The following is a 17,765-nucleotide window of genomic DNA, read 5'->3' on the forward strand; positions in this document are numbered from 1 at the left end:
AAAAATCTTCGTTAGTATTGCCTCGCTTGAACTTGTTGATATATAACAAATTCAGTTTATAAGGGCCTATAGCTCAGTTGGTTAGAGCAGCGGACTCATAATCCGTTGGTCGACAGTTCAAGTCTGTCTGGGCCCACCAAACTCTTAAATCATATGCACCCATATGAACTTCAAACCTCTGATTATAAAAGAATTAGGGGTTTTTATTGCTTTTAAAGACACATATGTACTCGTATAGAAACAGCTCATTTGTATCCTTGCTTGTATCCCGAAAGATAACTATAACTGAGGATACACAACCGCTGATAACAGCTGAGCAATCAATAGATTATGAGTAGAAATAAACTTCTATCTGATTTGGCATATGCCGCTATAAAATCAAAAGATAAAGAGTATCGTATTTCGGATATTCCTGGTCTTTATATGAAAGTTCAAACCTCTGGTAAGAAGTCATGGCAACTTCGTTTGAAAAATAATGAAGGTAAATGGACATGGGTTGGATTAGGGGTTTATCCTGATGTTTCAGTAAAAATTGCCCGTGCACAGACTTTAAAGTATCAGTCTGGAGAACTTCAAGTCGTTACTCGTCAAGATCGTCTGCTAAAAGCTCAGAAAGATCAAAGGGAGCTTTTTGAACAATTAATGAAGGATTGGATTGATACTAAAAAGAACTCTTGGGAGAGCGATACTTTTAAAAAAGAAGTTCAGTCAATAACCAAACATTTATTACCAGTTTTTGGGAAAAGATCTTATAAAGAAATTAGCTCTGGAGAGTGGCTTGAGTTTTTTCAAATGAAGATCAGAACAGAAGAGAAATACAATCGATTTGAAAAACTTATTTCATATTGTAGAAATGCGTATGATCTAGCCGTTTTTAAAGACAAGATTAAATATAATCCACTCATTGGGATTAATAAATTTCTAGATAAAGGTAATCCGCAAAATATGAAGCACGTGGAGATCAATGAACTCCCTACAATGCTAGCAAAAATTAGGCAATATCGTTCGCCAGAAATTAGCATAGGGCTAGAATTATTAATCTTAATGTTCCCTCGCCCGGGTGAATTAAGACAAGCAAAATGGGAGCAATTTGATTTTGAAGAACGTGTGTGGGTGAGGCCTGGTTCTATAATGAAACGAGGAGTACCTCATGGAATACCTCTTTCATGGCAGGTAATTAGGTTGTTAGGAGAGTTGAAATCAATATCAACTCGAGAGAGTGAATACTTGTTTCCAGCCCGAGACACCGTGAATAAATCAATCTCCAATTTAACCTTCAATGCTGCTTTGAATCGCATGGGCTACGAAGGAAAACAAAATCCACATGGGTTTCGACATATCGCAAGTACAAATTTAAATAAAAAGTTTAGTGCGATTCCCCAAGTCATAGAGTCGGCTCTTTCTCATTTAAAACCAGGTGTCAAAGGTGTATACGATAAAGAAGCTCATTTGGAAGAACGGTACGAAATTATGCAATTCTGGGCTGATCATATTGACCAAATTTGTGGTCCACGAACATAGTAAAAAAGCTGATTTACTGAAGTGATCAACAAATTCTGATGATTTTTGATTTCTGTTAACGTACGACAGGCCTTTTTTGAAGCATGCGAGTTTGAAGCCATTCTAATAATTGTGAATTTTGTAGATGTCTGCAGACAATATATTTGATTTGGTATTAAACAATTGCATACTGAAACCGCTTCGCTTAAAAAGAAAGAAGTATGTTTGTTTTTAGGATTTTCAGAAAGTGAGTTACGTAAAATTTCATCAGTTGATGAAAAATTTCCAAAAGCTCTGAAGGCAGGAGAAACCAGACAATCTGGTGTTTATTATGACTTTAATGAAATAATGCTTTGGAAAGAAACACATTTACAGTAGGTCATTAAAATGAATTAGATTCCTGAAGGAACCTATTTTTTTGGAATAAAATTGTCATAAATCTTTTAAATGGAGTTGTAATTATTAGATAACTTATCATTTTTAGATGAAAACAAGCTGAACTAAAAAATTAATTTTAAAATATTTATGCAATCCACCAAAGAGAAGGGGAGTAGTCCAGTAGAAAGGTAGCTTAAGTTGCTTTCAACAATAAATTAATCTCTTTTTCACTGTATCAGAGGATCGAAGAAATAGTACACTAAAATTTAATTGGTTAGCTATATGGCTAATATTTGGTTTTTTATGTATTATATTAGCTATATGGCTAATATAATTGGTAAGCAGAAAGCTATGGCAAATAGAGTAGAAATTGGTGAAAAAGCACGAATGGCTAGAAAATCACTTGGCTATACACAACAAGTACTCTCTGAGCGGACTAATATAAATAAAACCACAATTTCTGAGATTGAAAACGGCCGTTTTACTGGGTCTTTTGATATATTTGAACGTGTACTTGATGCCGTTGGCTTACAGTTTGAGGTGACTCAAAAACAGCATTCACTACCTGACTGGGATGATATTGAATCTATGTTTTCTGAGGATAACGAATGAATTCAGAGCTATATCTACCTGCTAAAATTACTAATATTACTGTTTGTGCTAATCAAGAAGAATTAGGTATACTAACTTATGGTTCAGTACATCACTACCAGCCAACACAAGACAAACAGTATGTGTCACTTACAATGACTAAAAAAGGCATGGATGGTTATTCTTCCGGGTCTCTACACCCTATATTTTCACAAAATTTACCCGAAGGTTTTAATCGAAGATTTATTGCAGAAAAATTGGCAAGATATGCCAAAGTCAATGATATGTACTTATTAGCTCTCCAGGGAGAGCTTGGGATTGGAATGCTTTCTTACAAAAGTGAGCTGACTCTACCCGAAGTCGAATCTTTAACTCTTAATGAAATATTGTCTTATAACAGCAATAGCCCCCTTTTTCCGCAGCTTTTGGAAAAGTATTATTTAAGAAATTCATTGGCAGGCATGCAACCTAAAGTAAGCATACCAAGCGCTAGCACGATCAGAACAGATAGAACAGTTCAGCAAAAAGATATTATCGTAAAGTCTTTTGATTCAGAGTTTCCATTACTGACAGTCAATGAATTTGTTTGTATGGAAGCAGCGCGGCATTGTGGTCTTGAGCCACCAGCAACTTATTTGTCTGAAAATTTAGAAACTTATGTGGTTGAACGCTTTGATAAAAGGGCTGATGGTCTAAGACTAGGCTATGAAGATTTCACCACTTTGATGAAAAAGTCCAATGATCCAGATGCTAAATACACAGGAAGTTATGAAGCCCTATTAACAGCAACGTATTTATATACAAACAGTCAAGCCGAAGTTGAAAAAATGTATAAATATATCGTATTTAACTGTTTAATAGGCAATGGTGATGCGCATCTAAAAAACTTCGCATTACAGTATTTACCAGATATGTCGAATATCTTTGTTTCACCCCCATTTGATATTACACATACGTTAATTTATCCAACTATCGACAATAAAATGGCATTGAAACTTGCTAATAGTAAAGAATTTCCTAATTTGCAACACTTACTGAAGCTGGCTGAAAGTAGTCATTTTAAAATTAGAAAAGCTAAAGAAATAATAGAATTTCTAAGTGATAACATCATTGACTATCTTAAGCATTCAAATGAAATACAATTATTTGAGGGGCTACGTGAATCTATTGAATGTTCAGTATCAAATATTATGACTTCAAACTTTTCTGTAAAAAGTTATCGCCACGATAAAAAGAAAAAATTTGAGTAGTGAGAAAAGCATCCAGTATTGCGGCTGTTGATCTGGAACTGGAGCGGTCAAATGCCGCTAAAACCAATGCAGTACCATAAAAAGCGACAGTAAAAAACCTAAACGTCGACTGAACCGCCGGTCACCGTCATGCAGGTTGGCGATGATGAGAAAAAGCCCCCAAAAGGCTATGTCTGGGCCTATGCCACCACACAGTACAATCCAATTCAGGCAGTCATCTATGACTTCCAGCCCAGCCGTGCTGGTCAGCATGCTGAAGACTTTCTGAAAGGCTGGTAAGGCCCACCAAATTTTATAATCATATGCACCCATATAAATATCAAACCATTGATTATAAAGAGATGCGTAGTTTTTTTGTTACTTTTGAAAACATATATACACTCGTATAGAAACAGCTTATTTGTATCCCTTGTGTGTCTCCCGAGTTAACCCTATAAGTGAGGATATAACGATTTATAGCTCTTAAGGGAGTGAAAATATTTATGTCCCAAAGTAAAAAAATTTTAACTGATGCAGCATACGCAGCCTTAAAACCAGAAGGAAAAGAGCGGCGTATACGAGATGTTCCTCGTCTTTATATGAAGATTCAAATTTCGGGGAAAAAATCCTGGCAAATACGTATAAAGAACAGTCAAGGAAAGTGGACCTATTATGGATTGGGAAGTTATCCAAGTGTTTCACTCAATGAAGCTCGTCTGAAAGCAGCTGAAATAGTGGCTGGAAAAATCCAACCTCTTACACGTAAAGAGAAGATTTCAAAATCACAAGAAGAAAAAAAAGAATTGTTTGAAGATTTGGTAATGCTCCCTGCAAATAATTGAGTTTAAAAGTAGAAAATCGAATAATCTTTATCCAAGGAGATTTTCTATGAAAATATCTAAATATTCAGACAGCTTAATTATGAGTATTTTGAAACAAGCTGAAGCAGGAACACCTGTTCCAAACCTTTGCCGTGAGCATGGAATGAGCACCGCAACTTTCTATAAGTGGAAGTCTAAATATGGCGGGATGAATCTTTCCATGATGACTAGGCTTAAAGAATTAGAGGCTGAAAATGCCCGTTTAAAACGTATGTATGCTGATGAGCGGCTTAAATCTGACATTTTACAAGATGCTCTTTCAAAAAAGTTTTAAGGCCAGTTCAGCGGAAGTCTCTTGCACAGCAGGCTGCTGAGCAGTTTAAGATTTCTATCAGCATGGCCTGTTTAATTTTTAATGTTAGCCAAACCTGTTATCGCTATAAAGCCCTTTTGAAAGAGGAAAATGTTCAAATCGCTGAGTGGTTGACTAAGCTAACAAATGAAAATAAAACGTGGGGTTTTAAACTCTGCTATCTGTATTTGCGCAATGTCAAAGGTTATGGATGGAATCACAAACGCATATATCGGATCTACAAAGAGCTTGAACTTAACTTAAGGATTAAACCCAACAAACGAATTAAGCGAGAACAACCAGAAACCCTTGCAGTACCAACAGCTAAGAATGAGTCGTGGTCAATGGATTTTATGCATGATCAACTCAGTGATGGGCGTAGCTACCGTGTGCATAACGTCATTGATGATTACAATCGAGAATCGTTAGATATCCTTGTTGATTTCTCATTACCGGCTGAACGTGTCCTGCGGGGGCTTAACCAATTAATTGAATGGCGAGGCAAACCTAAACATATTCGATCCGACAATGGGCCTGAATATATAAGCGATTTAATGAAAGAATGGTGTGATCAACATGATATTGAGCATATCTTCACTCAGCCAGGTAACCCTCAACAAAATGCCTATATTGAACGATTTAATCGCACAGTTCGATACGAATGCCTAAACCAATATTTATTTCGAGAGCTTAGTGAGGTTCAAGACTGTACAACCTTATGGCAGCACTTTTATAATCATGAACGACCTCATATGTCAGTTGATGGTAGGCCACCCAATTTTAAACAATGATAAGGGCTTTGGATTTTCTACCTATTAACTCAATTAAAAACGGGGGTATTACCTTTATATTTTAGTTTTTTATGAATAAAAATTTTAGGCAATAAAAAACCCCAATCAATGATTGGGGTTTTTAAATTTGGCGGAAGCGGTGAGATTCGAACTCACGGAGGACTCACACCCTCGTCGGTTTTCAAGACCGGTGCATTAAACCGCTCTGCCACGCTTCCAATGGCGGCTATGATATAAATAAAAACTCATCTTGGCAAACACTTTTATGCTTTTTCCCCACCAAGTGATTAAAATAAAATCAAAATATATTAATTTGCTGAATTTGCAGGCTTTTCATAACGAATTTGATTGATATACCAATGCTTTTTTCCTGATGGGGTCAGCACCTCGACTTCATCATCGACCTGTTTCCCAAGCAAAGCACGTGCCATAGGTGAATCAATGGAAATATGCTGTGGATGGTGATCATAAATTTCATCTACGCCCACAATACGTAAGGTTTTTTGTTCACCTTCATCATTCTCAATATTTACCCAGGCACCGAAATACACCTTGCCCTCTTGCTCAGGTGAAAAATCAATAATTTTGAGCTCTTCTAAACGTTTGCCCAGATAACGAACACGACGGTCAATTTTACGTAAAATTTGTTTATTATATTGGTAATCAGCATTTTCCGAACGGTCGCCGAGACTTGCCGCCCAGTTCACTTTTTGGGTAATTTCTGGTCGTTCCTTATGCCACAAATGTTGTAATTCCGCGACCAGTTTGTCATGTCCAGAACGTGTAATTAAGTTAGATTTCATAGTATTTTTGATATCGGGATTACAATTTATTTACAAGAAGGGTCTATTTTATCCGCTATTTACCCATAACTAAAGTTTATAAAATTATTTCTTCAATTAAATTAATTCTTTATGTTACATATTTCTAAAAATTTTCGTACAAAATTTGACAAGTTTATTTTTCACCCTTATTATGCGCCCATGTTTTTGAATCGTCTATTTTTTAATCTATGTAGAAATTCTACATTATTCTCCTTTTAATCTTATGTCATTTTGAATGACGTCATGACTGCCCAACCCTTATTGAATTTATCAAACTTGAAAAAGCTTGAGGCATAGGCGCCTTTACTTTTTAGGGCATAAATTACTTGTAGCGGAGACAACATGCACAGTAGTTCGACTTCTGGGGTGAGGCTTTGCCTTAACTCTTTAAAATCTTCTCTCTCATTAAGAATTCTTGCGTTCAGTACCTTATTAATTCCTTTTCATAGTATCAATGCAAGTAAATCGCACCAGTACGATTCTGTCGTTAACGGCAAGCAACTTACCGTCGTTTCAGTTGAAAATTCAACCACCGTATTTAAAGATAGTTCTCACTTACATGGTTTTGGTTATGACCTCGCGCGTAACTATGCCAACAGCTTAAACGTCAAACTGGTATTTAAGACTGTGCCTGATAACGCTACAGCTCTAAAATGGATATCGCAAGGTAAAGCCAACTTTGCCATGACCACGGCAGCTGTCAGTTCAATTGAACAAAATCGTCTGACTTCTTTTTCAGCAACCTGTGGTGATATCGGCAGCTTGCAAAAAAATGGCCTAAATACAAACCTGAATTGGGTATTTAAACACGCCGATGATCCACTCACACAAACTGCAAGTAGTTTTGTCTGTCGGGGTAAACAGTCAGGTTCGATTCGTCAATTGGCTTCATTCTATAATCAGAATGCAGTTAAAGAAGAATCTTGGGGTAGCATTCAGCGTGATTTAAATCAGCGCATACCCATCTATAAAGCCAGCTTTAAAAATACCGCGGCTAAATATGATTTAGACTGGCATCTCTTGGCAGCAATAGGTTATCAGGAATCGTACCTAAAACCGGATTCAGTTTCGCCTACCGGTGTTCGCGGTTTGATGATGCTGACCAACAGTACCGCAAAAGCCATGGGCGTAAGCAACCGAACTGACCCGGCACAAAGTATTGAAGGCGGCGCGAAATATTACGACCAGATGTTAAGTCGTTACTCGGACGTTCCTTATCCTGATCGTAACTGGTATGCGCTGGTAGCCTATAACATGGGACCTGGTGCGGTGAATCAGATTCAGAAACAAATTCAGTCACAAGGTAAAAATCCAAATAACTGGGTAAATATGTATAGCTATTTAGATCGCAACAAAGCCAGCAATGGCCGTTACCGTCAAGCGGTACAGTATGTAACGCGTATACGCTCTTATTTAGAACATATTAAGACCACACAGTTAGTGAATATTTAATATTTTCTAGATACAAAAAAAGCTTACCCCAGGGTAAGCTTTTTTTGTTTAAAAATTCTTAAGTGGTCTGCTCAAGTACTTTCTTAAACAAATCTTTTTGTTCTTGGCTTGGCTTGGCAGTTTGTAAAGCCATCAATTGCGACATATCGCCTTGAACTTTAATTTTACCGGTCATGAATGCCTGCATTGCAGCTGCCATATCAAATTCCAGAAACACTTTACGAAGGGTTTCACCATCCATATTCAAAGTAGTTTTGGCATTTGGAGAGAGACCTTTTTTAATTGCACCACCATCCAAAGACAATTCTGTATTGCCTTGTGAATCTGTAACGACTAAGTTGATTGCCAAATTTGCAAGCGCAGGTGCCAAGTTTAAATCACCCGCTTGAGCAGTTAAGGTTTCTACAGTTGAAAACCAATCATCAGTTAAAAAGGTAGGCATGATCTTTCCTCAATTTATTCGTTCATTTGTGTCGCCTATCCAGACAACATCTTTGTGAAGCTATTTATGCTTGACGCTTGTTATAGCATGTAAAATTGTTTTCTGCTTAAAGTTTTTTGCACGATACGTTCAATTTTTATATTTTTAATACATTACTTAACTAAATCAAATATATAAAATAGACACCAATTCGAGAACCAGTGCCTAGCTTAACCATTATTCTGCAGCAAAGCCTAAATTCACCATATTGATACGTTTGCTTTGCGCTTCATCTTCTGTAGAACAGCTACCGGTAAAATCAATTTCACGTTCTTCATCTAAAGCTTCAAAGTCAAACAGCTCACGATCGGCTAATTGTGACGGCGACACGTTTTGCATAGCACCAAAAATACTATGTAAACGCTTCGGATATTGAGCATCCCATTCACGCAGCATATTGTTGATCATCGCACGCTGCAGATTTTCCTGTGAACCACACAAGTTACAGGGAATTATCGGGAACTGGCGCATTTCTGCATACTTGATAATGTCTTTTTCTTCCACATAAGCCAGTGGACGAATCAGGATATTCTTCTTGTCAGATGACAAGAGTTTAGGCGGCATGGCTTTTAAGCTGCCTCCATGAAACAAGTTCAGGAAGAAAGTCGCCATAATGTCATCACGGTGATGACCTAAGGCCACTTTAGTCGCGCCAATTTCTTGAGCGAAACCATATAAGGAACCACGACGTAAACGCGAACACACTGCACAATACGTTTTGCCTTCAGGAGTTAATTTTTTGGTAATACTGTAGGTGTCTTTTTCCAGAATGTAATATGGAATGTTATTTTCTTCCAAATAACGTGGCAAGACATCTTCAGGAAAACCCGGCTGCTTTTGGTCAAGATTCACCGCAACGACATCGAAATTTATGGGTGCAATGCGTTTAAACTGCAACATGATGTCGAGCAAGGTATAACTGTCTTTACCACCAGAAATACATACCATCACCTTGTCACCTTCTTCGAGCATTTTAAAATCACGAATGGCATGACCGACTTGGCGGCGAATCTTTTTCAACAAACGGTAATATGCCGAACTTGTAGGCAGTTCTGGTTTGAAATTAAATCCTTGTTCGGACTCAACTGGCGAGTACATAGACGAGATTTACCCATAAATAAAAATACCGCGCAATTTTATCCGATCTAGTCTCTCATCGCACCAAAAGAATGTAATTTATGAAAATTGATTATTGTTGTCATTTTCACGTAATCATCTGTGTGTTATTTTAGACGGTACAGTTCAAATTTTATTCACAATGCTTACCAATTGTACTTTTCCACAGTTGTCCACAAAACCTGTGGATAACTTTGTGGATTTCAAAAGGCTTGACAAGGTCTCTGACCTATTATTTAAGGCTTCTATTTAAATTGATCATTTTTTGATCAATTTAAATATCAATAAAAATCAATACCTTAATAGTGTCAAGTTATCCTGATTAAAATAAATTAAATATTTTTTTTGATTACTCTCTCTACAATCAGCCCTTGCTTTTTACAAACTTGTAGAGAAATAAAATACGCAATGCTTTTTATTCTGTTTTTTTTTGTTAAACTCCTGTTGAACTGTTTGGAGCAGATTTTTTTCTATATAACAAAATGAAAAATAATATTGTAACTCTTGGACTTTATTTTTTGGGGTATGTGACAGTAAGTTCTGTTGCAGCGACCAGTTATGCCGGCCAAACCATTTATCAGTTAAAAGAATCTAATGGTACAACTTTGCTCACCAATAAACAGAGCCGTTACAGCCATCTAAAAGTGGAAAAAAAGACCTATTATCCTGACAGTAACATGCATAGTTATAGCAACTGGGGTTCGTCTGAAGCTTCGGTATTGCCCAGCTATAGCCGTAACAAAAATGCCTTTGATCCTATTATTAAACAGGCAGCGGCACAACACGGGATTTCTGAAGGCTTGATTAAAGCGGTTATGCATACTGAATCCGGCTTTAATGTGAATGCGCGTTCCCCTGTTGGTGCACAAGGGCTGATGCAACTGATGCCTGCAACGGCGCGACGCTTTAATGTTTCAAATGCATATGACCCGCACCAAAATATTATGGCGGGGGCAAAATATTTATCTTGGCTAATGAAACGCTTCAACGGAAATACTTCACTGGTTTTGGCCAGCTATAATGCTGGTGAAGGGAACGTTGCAAAATATGGTGGTATCCCCCCGTTTAAAGAAACCCAGGATTATGTAAGACGAGTGAGCAGTCGTTATAGTAATTTATACTCAAATGGAATTGCCAACAGTTCAATTTCAGGCAATAACTCTACTCCTGAAAATGCAAGAATTATCGCACAATCCAGTCCTAATGAGACATCTTCAAACGCTACGCCTCATTATAGTGCACAACGCCAAATTATCATGGCAGCTGATGGTAGCTTTACCGATGCGCCCATAGGCTCTTATGCCACCGCACATGCCACGGCTTCTGCGAAAATTTCAATTACCGACTAATCGTGTTCATTGTTTGAAATCTGCCTGATCTCCCCAGAATTACTTATTTTTCTCCTTGAATTTTTAAGACTTACACCTCATATTTACTATGATGATTTTTGATTCATAAATCAGATTATTTTTTATTATAAGAGGATTCTCTCAATGATGCGGATTGGTTTGTTCTTGCTTACCAACCTCGCGGTACTGGTTGTAGCTGGCATTATTTTGTCACTCTTCGGTGTCGGTAGTTACCATGGCGCGGGTGGCTTAAATCTAGGCAACCTATTGGTCATCTGTTTTGTCTTTGGTATGGTTGGTTCTATCATCTCCCTGTTCATGTCGAAATGGATGGCGAAAAAAACCACTGGAACCGAGCTTATTGATCCCAATGCGCCTCGTAATCAAGCAGAAGCATGGTTATTACAAGAAATTGCGCAATTGTCGCAACGTGCTGGTATTAACATGCCAGAAGTGGGGATCTTCCCTTCTTATCAGTCCAATGCTTTTGCAACAGGTTGGAACAAAAACGACGCTTTAGTAGCCGTTTCAACGGGTTTACTCGAACGAATGAACAAAGACGAACTTCGTGCGGTACTTGCGCATGAAATTGGTCACGTTGCCAATGGCGACATGGTGACTCTTGCCCTGATTCAGGGTGTCGTCAATGCCTTTGTCATGTTCTTTGCACGCGTGGTCGGTGACTTTATTGACCGTAATGTGTTTGGTCGTGAAGATGGCGAAGCACCGGGACTGGCTTACTTCGGGATTACCATCGTACTGGATATCGTGTTTGGTATTTTGGCGTCTTCTATCGTGATGTGGTTCTCACGTCACCGTGAATACCGTGCCGATGAAGCGGGCGCACGTTTAGCCGGTAAACAAGCCATGATTTCAGCATTGTTACGTTTACAGGCAGAATCAGAATTGCCTGATCAAATGCCTAAAGAAATGAAAGCATTTGCAATTGCGGAAGGTAAAGAACAAGGTTTTAGTCTGGCCGCTTTATTCCAGACCCACCCAACGATTGAACAACGTGTAGCTGCACTACATCAGTTAAACTGCCCATAATATTATTTGATTAAAAATATATTTTAATTAAATTGAAATTAAAAAAGCCTCCAGATGGAGGCTTTTTTAATGCCTTTGAATACAATGCAATAAACTGCCGTTAATATCCATAACACAGCACATCTATATTTCTGTTACGTGTTTTATAGCAGTAATTCTCTCTGGTGCAAATGTAGCCCCATTTAAACCCTGCCAAGCACGATAAAATACAGTTAAATCCTGAACACGAATATACGCATTATGCCAAGAAGTTTCAGGCTCTAGCTTGGGATGATGAAAAAACTCTAGACTCAAACTGTCCCGATTTAGAATTCTCCATTGACTGGATTAATAGGTACATTGAAAATCCAGCCTGCGATAAAAATCATATGTCGCGTCAAAATTGATCGTGGGTAAATTAGCAGCAATAATCTATAGATTTTATCCACTAAAAAATCAAAAAGTATTTAATCCTTGAAACCATTGCCATAACCCACTCAAACCAAACCACATCGCAATCAGCATCAACACCAATACGATTGCGCCCAAAAGATCCGGAATATGCAACCACAACCAAGCCACCACAGGATTGCGCCAAAAGGCTGAGCTTTGTTGCTTATTTTCCAGACTTTCATGCAAGAACGGATGAACCACATGCGAATCACTGCGAATCTGATATTCCTCGCGAATATGCTCATGCACAACCGCTAAAGCTTTACGACTTGGACGGATAAAAACATCAAAAACCGTTCCAACGACAGGAATAAAACCGACCACAGCATCCACCATGGCCAGTTTCATGACTGGATTAAGCTTGCTTTGTGGTACCCCTATCTGCTTGGCTTTATAAATGGCATAGCAGGTCAATACAAAACCTGCGACATCTCCAGCAACGGGAATCGTGCTTAAAGCAGCATCTGCCCCAACTCCTTGCTTGGTAAACGGAATCCGTACCACTGAGTCCATCATATTGGCAAACTTGGCCAAATCTCGCTCTAGACGTACCACTTCTTGCTGGCTGAGTCTTTTTTGTTGTTGCTCTGGCATAAGCCTTAATTCCAAGGAAAGCATTATCTAAATGCTTGAGATTACATCATATCTTGTCTTATTGCTGTGTATCGATATGATTAATAAAGCAGTCAAACAATCTGCACCCGTCAGGATTCATCGCCAGAACATTATTACTTACCCATATATTTTTTTACCATCCGACTCTTGCTGCATGGCTTATTTAATGTAGCGCCTCCATAAGCCTCATCAGGATAATACCTATTAAGTGATTAGTATTGCTTAAGATTCCTGTTGGACTTTACCTTTAAACAAGGTTCGGATCAATACATACATAAACGGAATAAAAATCAGCACCAAGAGTGTTGCAAAAATCACTCCACCTAAAACACTCACCCCAATTTCTTGACGACTGGCAGCCCCTGCACCAAAGGCAAAGACTAGGGGTATCACCCCTGCACCAAAGGCAAGTGAAGTCATGAGAATAGGACGTAAACGCAGACTTGCACCTTCCAAGGCAGCTTCAATCACACTTCGTCCCTGATCTTGGGCCAGTGATGCAAACTCTACAATTAAGATGGCATTTTTACATGACAAACCAATCGTGGTGAGTAGAGCAATCTGGAAATAAATGTCGTTAGGGAAACCGATAAAATAGCTAAACAGGATATTACCGCCAATCCCTAAAGGAATGGCACTCATCACCGCGGTAGGAATCGACCAGCTTTCATAAAGTGCAGCCAGGCACAGGAAAATAAAGCCAATCGAGATCAAGTAAAGTAACATCGCCTGATTACTGGACTGTTTTTCTTCATAAGATAAACCGCTCCATGCCACATCGATACCCGACTGCTGTCCAATCAGTTGGGCAACATCTTGCATGGCGAGACCAGAACTCACATTTTTTGCAGTATCGGCTTCCATTTGCAGCGCGGTATACCCCATATAGCGATTCACCACTTCCGGGCCACCGCTCCAGCTCACATTGGCAAAATTGCTAAATGACACCATCTGATTCAAATCATTACGTACATACCAGTATTGCAAATCTTCGGGCTTTGAACGGAATTCGGCATCACCCTGCATGACTACGCGTTTAATACGGCCACGGTCAATAAAGTCATTGATATAGCTGCCGCCCCAAGCGCTGGACAAGGTACTGTTAATAGCAGATGGTGATAGGCCATTGGCCATAGCCAGTTTTTGATCGACATTCACTTTCAGTTCGGCTTTATCCGGATTAGAACGCTTATCCAGATTTTCAAAAGTGGAATACTGTTTTGCCTGTTCCTGCAGCTGCTTAAATTGAGTGTCCAGAAATTGACGTCCCTGACCATTCACATCGCGAATCCAAAAATCCAGTCCGTCAGTTTGACCTAAACCACTGACCGAAGAAGGCATACTGACATTAATTTGTGCATTGGGATTCTTTTTGAAATGTTTTAAAGCACGCTCACGAATGGCCTGCGCTGAATTCTGATCTCCTGAACGCTCATCCCAGTGGTTTAAGGCAATAAAACCCTGCCCCAGATTTTGTCCCGTGCCGGAAAAATTACGCCCATAGCGAATCATCACCAGATTTACGTTGTCTTTTTCATGTTCCAGAAAATACTGTCGAATCTGTTCGCCTATTTCACGGCTTTTCGACATTGGCGCACCATCGACTAATTTAAACTGTACGCTTAAAATACCCTGATCTTCACTGGGAATAAAACTGGTCGGCAAGGCGCGATAGAACAATGCAAAAACACTGATAAGTGCTGCAAAAATGACTAAGCAAATGACTTTATGCTGAATGGTGAGATTCGATAATTTAAGATAACGATGTTTTAGACTATCCAACTTTTGATTAAACCACAGCGCCCATTTGGCTGGTTTTGGATTAGGCTTTAAAATCAGTGCACACAAAGCCGGGGTTAAAATTAGCGCAACTGCCAGAGATAAAGCCATGGCTGCAACCAAGGTAATGGAAAATTGGCGGTAAATCACCCCGGTCGAGCCACCAAAAAATGCCATGGGAATAAATACTGCGGTGAGCACCAGGGTAATCCCGATCAATGCACCACTTATTTCTTGCATGGACTCTATCGATGCTTGTTTCGCCGTTAATTGCTTTTCATGCATCAGGCGTTCGACATTTTCAACCACCACAATGGCATCATCGACCAGAAGTCCAATCGCCAGTACCAAGGCAAATAAGGTTAAGGTATTTATGCTCATGCCTAGCACATACAGTACCGCCATTGTGCCTAAAATCACTACAGGCACGGTAATGGCAGGAATAAGCGTCGCCCGCCAATTTTGCAGGAAGATAAACATCACCACAATTACCAGCAGCACGGCTTCAAATAGTGTTTTTACTACTTCCTTAATTGACTCTTGTACAAAGGGTGTGTTGTCACGTGGATAAACCAACTTATAGCCTTCAGGCAATTGTGTCGAAAGACGATCAACTTCAGCTTTAATTAAGGCTGAAGTGGCTAAAGCATTGGCACCGGATGCCAGGGAAATGCCCATCCCCGCAGATTCAAAACCATTAATAGTATTGAATGACTGATAGTTTTCAGCGCCCAGCTCAATACGAGCGACATCTTTTAGATAAATAAAACTGCCATCGCGGTCAGATTTAACAATAATATTTTCAAATTCAGGCACGGTTTTTAAACGTGAGCCTGAAGTCACTTTGGCATTTAAGTATTGATCTTTGAGCGTCGGCAAGTCACCCACTGCCCCAGCCGCCACTTGGGTATTTTGTGCTTCAATTGCTGCCCGAATATCACTGGGCATTAAATTATATTGTTTTAATTTTGAAGGGTTCAGCCAAATTCGCATCGCATATTGTGAACCAAAAACATCAACTTCACCAACCCCTTCAATTCGCGCCAGTTCTTCTTCCAAATGCGTCAACATATAATCTGACAGGGCAATATTGTCACTTTTACCGGAGGAATCATACAAGCCAATCACCATGTGGGTATCGCCAAGCGACTTAAATACATTCACCCCCTGACGCTGAACATCTTCAGGTAATCGGCTTACCACGCTATTGATTGAATTTTGTACTTGAACTTGTGCGGTATCGGGGTCTGTCCCATTTTCAAAACTAATGCTGATCCGGCTACGACCTGATGAATCACTACTTGAACTAAAATACAGTAAATGATCAATGCCTTTGATCTGCTGTTCTAAAACCTGGGTCACACTTTCTTCAACTGTTTCTGCTGATGCCCCACTATAAGTTGCACTCACGGTAATACGTGGTGGTGCAATATCCGGATAGCGCTCTACAGGTAAATTCAACACTGCAAAAAGTCCAAAAACCATCACAATGATGGCCAGTACACCGGCAAAAATAGGTCGTTGAATAAAAAATTTCGACAGCATATGACTTGATCGCAGTTTAAAAAAGTGATGTTGCTAGGCCTTAAGCATTAATTCTAGGGCCGCTCATTAATATTGATATTCAGTGACTAAAAGTCAAAATACAATAACATTTAACAGAAAAAATATTTTTCGTCCTAAATAAGGAGAAACTGTGAAGATATATCATCTGGTCTCAAGTGATCTTACACTTCATTCCCTATCTTTTTTATCATCCTGTTAATACTGGCTTAAACAGTATCACTTTTTAAATAAAGCCTCAGAACCTGCAGTAGAATTAATTTTATTTAATTCAACATGAGTCGTCTCTTAAATCAATCTGAATTTAATTAGATCCATTCAGTTCATGGAAAGCTCGCCTGAAAGTAGAGTTATCAGAATTCAAATTGATTGGGGTCGGAATATAATCTATATAAAAGAACTACTCCTAACATTTTGATGTTACAAATTTTTATCATGAAAAAATTTAGGGTGTGTCCTCATTTGATGTACATATTTCATTCTTCTCATCTATTCAATTAAAATATCTTATATCTCCCTTCTAAAATTAAGTTTTCCAACATGTCACGCAGAGTCATTACTGATGAAATTTGGGCACAAATCCAAAATACCATGCAATTTTATGGCTGCTACCGCTCACGTAATAGCAAAAATATCATGGAAGCCATTTTGTGGAAACTTCGAACAGGGGCGCCTTGGCGTGATATTCCTGAGGATCTTTGTCCATGGCAAACAGCCTACAACCGTTTCAATCGTTGGGCGAGTAAAGGGCTATGGGAGAATTTTTTTTTAAACTACGAGGCATATTGGATAAAGAATGGGTATTCATTGACGGAAGCTACATTCGCGCGCATCAGCATGCAAGTGGAGCTCGGCATGGTGAAGATAGAGCAATTGGAAGATCAAGAGGTGGAGCGACTACAAAGATTCACCTTGCCGTCGATGCGCATGGACATCCGATTAATTTTAAAATCACTGGGGGTGAAGTCCACGACAGTCAAGTTGCAAGTGGTTTGATTGAATTGGTGGGGGAAGCCGACTATCTCATTGCAGATAAAGGTTATGATTCAGAGCATATTCGTCAAATGGCTCGAAATCATAATATGGTTCCTATTATTCCAAGAAAATCAAACAGTAGAAAGCCAAACATAGATTTTGATTACTATCTTTATCGCTTAAGGCATCTTGTTGAAAATGCCTTTGCCAGATTAAAGCACTTTCGTGGTATTGCCACTCGTTTTGAAAAGTTAGCTCGTAATTATAAATCCATGTTGTTCTTGGCTTGCTTGTTTATTTGGTGCAAAGCCAAATGAGGACACGCCCTAGATCTCTTTCATAAATCAAAAAATAATCTTCTTTTTGGTTGATATTTGTACTCCAGTTTTTTTGGCATTCGTGCATCATCTGCGGATGAAATACATCGATTCAAACAGGCTTTCTGATCCTCAGTTCAAGCGATACAC

General features: G+C 38.9%; 15 protein-coding genes, 2 tRNA genes and 1 pseudogene. 12 read left to right on the forward strand and 6 right to left on the reverse strand.

Features of this window, described 5'->3' with window-relative positions; all coding sequences use genetic code 11:
- Positions 1 to 62 precede the first annotated feature (62 nt).
- The 8 genes and pseudogenes from ACKI4H_RS13305 to ACKI4H_RS13340 all read left to right on the forward strand — a co-directional run bounded on the left by ACKI4H_RS13305 (position 63) and on the right by ACKI4H_RS13340 (position 5,662).
- Positions 63 to 139, forward strand: a tRNA-Ile gene (locus ACKI4H_RS13305).
- A 191-nt stretch (positions 140 to 330) separates the two neighbouring features.
- On the forward strand, positions 331 to 1,521 hold the full coding sequence (locus tag ACKI4H_RS13310; protein ID WP_407306496.1) for a tyrosine-type recombinase/integrase: 1,191 nt from the start codon (positions 331 to 333) through the stop codon (positions 1,519 to 1,521).
- Between the two features lie 162 nt (positions 1,522 to 1,683).
- Complete coding sequence (locus ACKI4H_RS13315) at positions 1,684 to 1,878, forward strand: AlpA family transcriptional regulator (protein ID WP_407306498.1); 195 nt, start codon at positions 1,684 to 1,686, stop codon at positions 1,876 to 1,878.
- A 351-nt stretch (positions 1,879 to 2,229) separates the two neighbouring features.
- Positions 2,230 to 2,490, forward strand: a complete 261-nt coding sequence (locus ACKI4H_RS13320; protein WP_407306522.1) for a helix-turn-helix domain-containing protein — start codon at positions 2,230 to 2,232, stop codon at positions 2,488 to 2,490.
- The gene (locus tag ACKI4H_RS13325) at positions 2,487 to 3,719 is read left to right on the forward strand and encodes a type II toxin-antitoxin system HipA family toxin (protein ID WP_407306500.1); all 1,233 of its coding nucleotides are present in this window, start codon (positions 2,487 to 2,489) and stop codon (positions 3,717 to 3,719) included. Before ACKI4H_RS13320 ends, ACKI4H_RS13325 begins: the two co-directional genes overlap by 4 nt.
- Positions 3,720 to 3,830: 111 nt before the next feature.
- Positions 3,831 to 3,995 (forward strand): annotated as a pseudogene (locus tag ACKI4H_RS13330) (transposase); the annotation flags it as partial.
- A 206-nt stretch (positions 3,996 to 4,201) separates the two neighbouring features.
- A complete protein-coding gene (locus tag ACKI4H_RS13335) occupies positions 4,202 to 4,540 on the forward strand; it encodes an Arm DNA-binding domain-containing protein (RefSeq protein ID WP_407306502.1) in 339 nt (112 codons plus the stop codon).
- A 46-nt stretch (positions 4,541 to 4,586) separates the two neighbouring features.
- Positions 4,587 to 5,662 (forward strand): IS3 family transposase gene (locus ACKI4H_RS13340; RefSeq protein ID WP_407306504.1). Its coding sequence is split into 2 segments (ribosomal slippage): positions 4,587 to 4,839 and positions 4,839 to 5,662, totalling 1,077 coding nucleotides; the frame shifts between segments, so codons are not numbered across the junction.
- A gap of 128 nt (positions 5,663 to 5,790) precedes the next feature.
- Here ACKI4H_RS13340 and ACKI4H_RS13345 read toward each other — a convergent pair.
- Together ACKI4H_RS13345 and greB are read right to left on the reverse strand one after the other, a co-directional pair.
- A tRNA-Ser gene (locus tag ACKI4H_RS13345) sits at positions 5,791 to 5,880 on the reverse strand.
- 90 nt (positions 5,881 to 5,970) lie between these two features.
- Complete coding sequence (gene greB, locus ACKI4H_RS13350; RefSeq protein WP_407306506.1) at positions 5,971 to 6,465, reverse strand: transcription elongation factor GreB; 495 nt, start codon at positions 6,463 to 6,465, stop codon at positions 5,971 to 5,973.
- Between the two features lie 363 nt (positions 6,466 to 6,828).
- Between greB and ACKI4H_RS13355 the strand changes: the two genes are divergently transcribed.
- Positions 6,829 to 7,938: a transglycosylase SLT domain-containing protein gene (locus tag ACKI4H_RS13355; protein WP_407306508.1), complete on the forward strand. Its 1,110-nt coding sequence runs from the start codon at positions 6,829 to 6,831 to the stop codon at positions 7,936 to 7,938.
- Positions 7,939 to 7,996: 58 nt separating this feature from the next.
- On the opposite strand, the gene ACKI4H_RS13360 is transcribed toward ACKI4H_RS13355, so the two are convergent.
- Entirely contained in the window at positions 7,997 to 8,380 is a 384-nt protein-coding gene (locus ACKI4H_RS13360; protein WP_407306510.1) for an SCP2 sterol-binding domain-containing protein, read from the reverse strand.
- Between the two features lie 216 nt (positions 8,381 to 8,596).
- Entirely contained in the window at positions 8,597 to 9,517 is a 921-nt protein-coding gene (gene ttcA, locus ACKI4H_RS13365; protein WP_407306512.1) for a tRNA 2-thiocytidine(32) synthetase TtcA, read from the reverse strand.
- 500 nt (positions 9,518 to 10,017) lie between these two features.
- Here ttcA and ACKI4H_RS13370 point away from each other — a divergent pair, with 500 nt between their 5' ends.
- Together ACKI4H_RS13370 and htpX are read left to right on the forward strand one after the other, a co-directional pair.
- On the forward strand, positions 10,018 to 10,884 hold the full coding sequence (locus tag ACKI4H_RS13370; protein WP_407306514.1) for a lytic transglycosylase domain-containing protein: 867 nt from the start codon (positions 10,018 to 10,020) through the stop codon (positions 10,882 to 10,884).
- Positions 10,885 to 11,028: 144 nt separating this feature from the next.
- On the forward strand, positions 11,029 to 11,934 hold the full coding sequence (htpX, locus tag ACKI4H_RS13375; protein ID WP_171535124.1) for a protease HtpX: 906 nt from the start codon (positions 11,029 to 11,031) through the stop codon (positions 11,932 to 11,934).
- Between the two features lie 435 nt (positions 11,935 to 12,369).
- On the opposite strand, the gene ACKI4H_RS13380 is transcribed toward htpX, so the two are convergent.
- Both ACKI4H_RS13380 and ACKI4H_RS13385 read right to left on the reverse strand, forming a co-directional pair.
- Complete coding sequence (locus ACKI4H_RS13380; protein ID WP_407306516.1) at positions 12,370 to 12,960, reverse strand: DUF4112 domain-containing protein; 591 nt, start codon at positions 12,958 to 12,960, stop codon at positions 12,370 to 12,372.
- A gap of 243 nt (positions 12,961 to 13,203) precedes the next feature.
- The gene (locus tag ACKI4H_RS13385; RefSeq protein WP_407306518.1) at positions 13,204 to 16,305 is read right to left on the reverse strand and encodes a multidrug efflux RND transporter permease subunit; all 3,102 of its coding nucleotides are present in this window, start codon (positions 16,303 to 16,305) and stop codon (positions 13,204 to 13,206) included.
- A 558-nt stretch (positions 16,306 to 16,863) separates the two neighbouring features.
- Between ACKI4H_RS13385 and ACKI4H_RS13390 the strand changes: the two genes are divergently transcribed.
- Positions 16,864 to 17,615 (forward strand): IS5 family transposase gene (locus tag ACKI4H_RS13390; RefSeq protein ID WP_407306520.1). Its coding sequence is split into 2 segments (ribosomal slippage): positions 16,864 to 17,077 and positions 17,077 to 17,615, totalling 753 coding nucleotides; the frame shifts between segments, so codons are not numbered across the junction.
- The last annotated feature ends 150 nt before the right edge of the window (positions 17,616 to 17,765 follow it).

The sequence above is a fragment of the Acinetobacter sp. genome (assembly GCF_045628685.1).
GTDB lineage: Bacteria > Pseudomonadota > Gammaproteobacteria > Pseudomonadales > Moraxellaceae > Acinetobacter.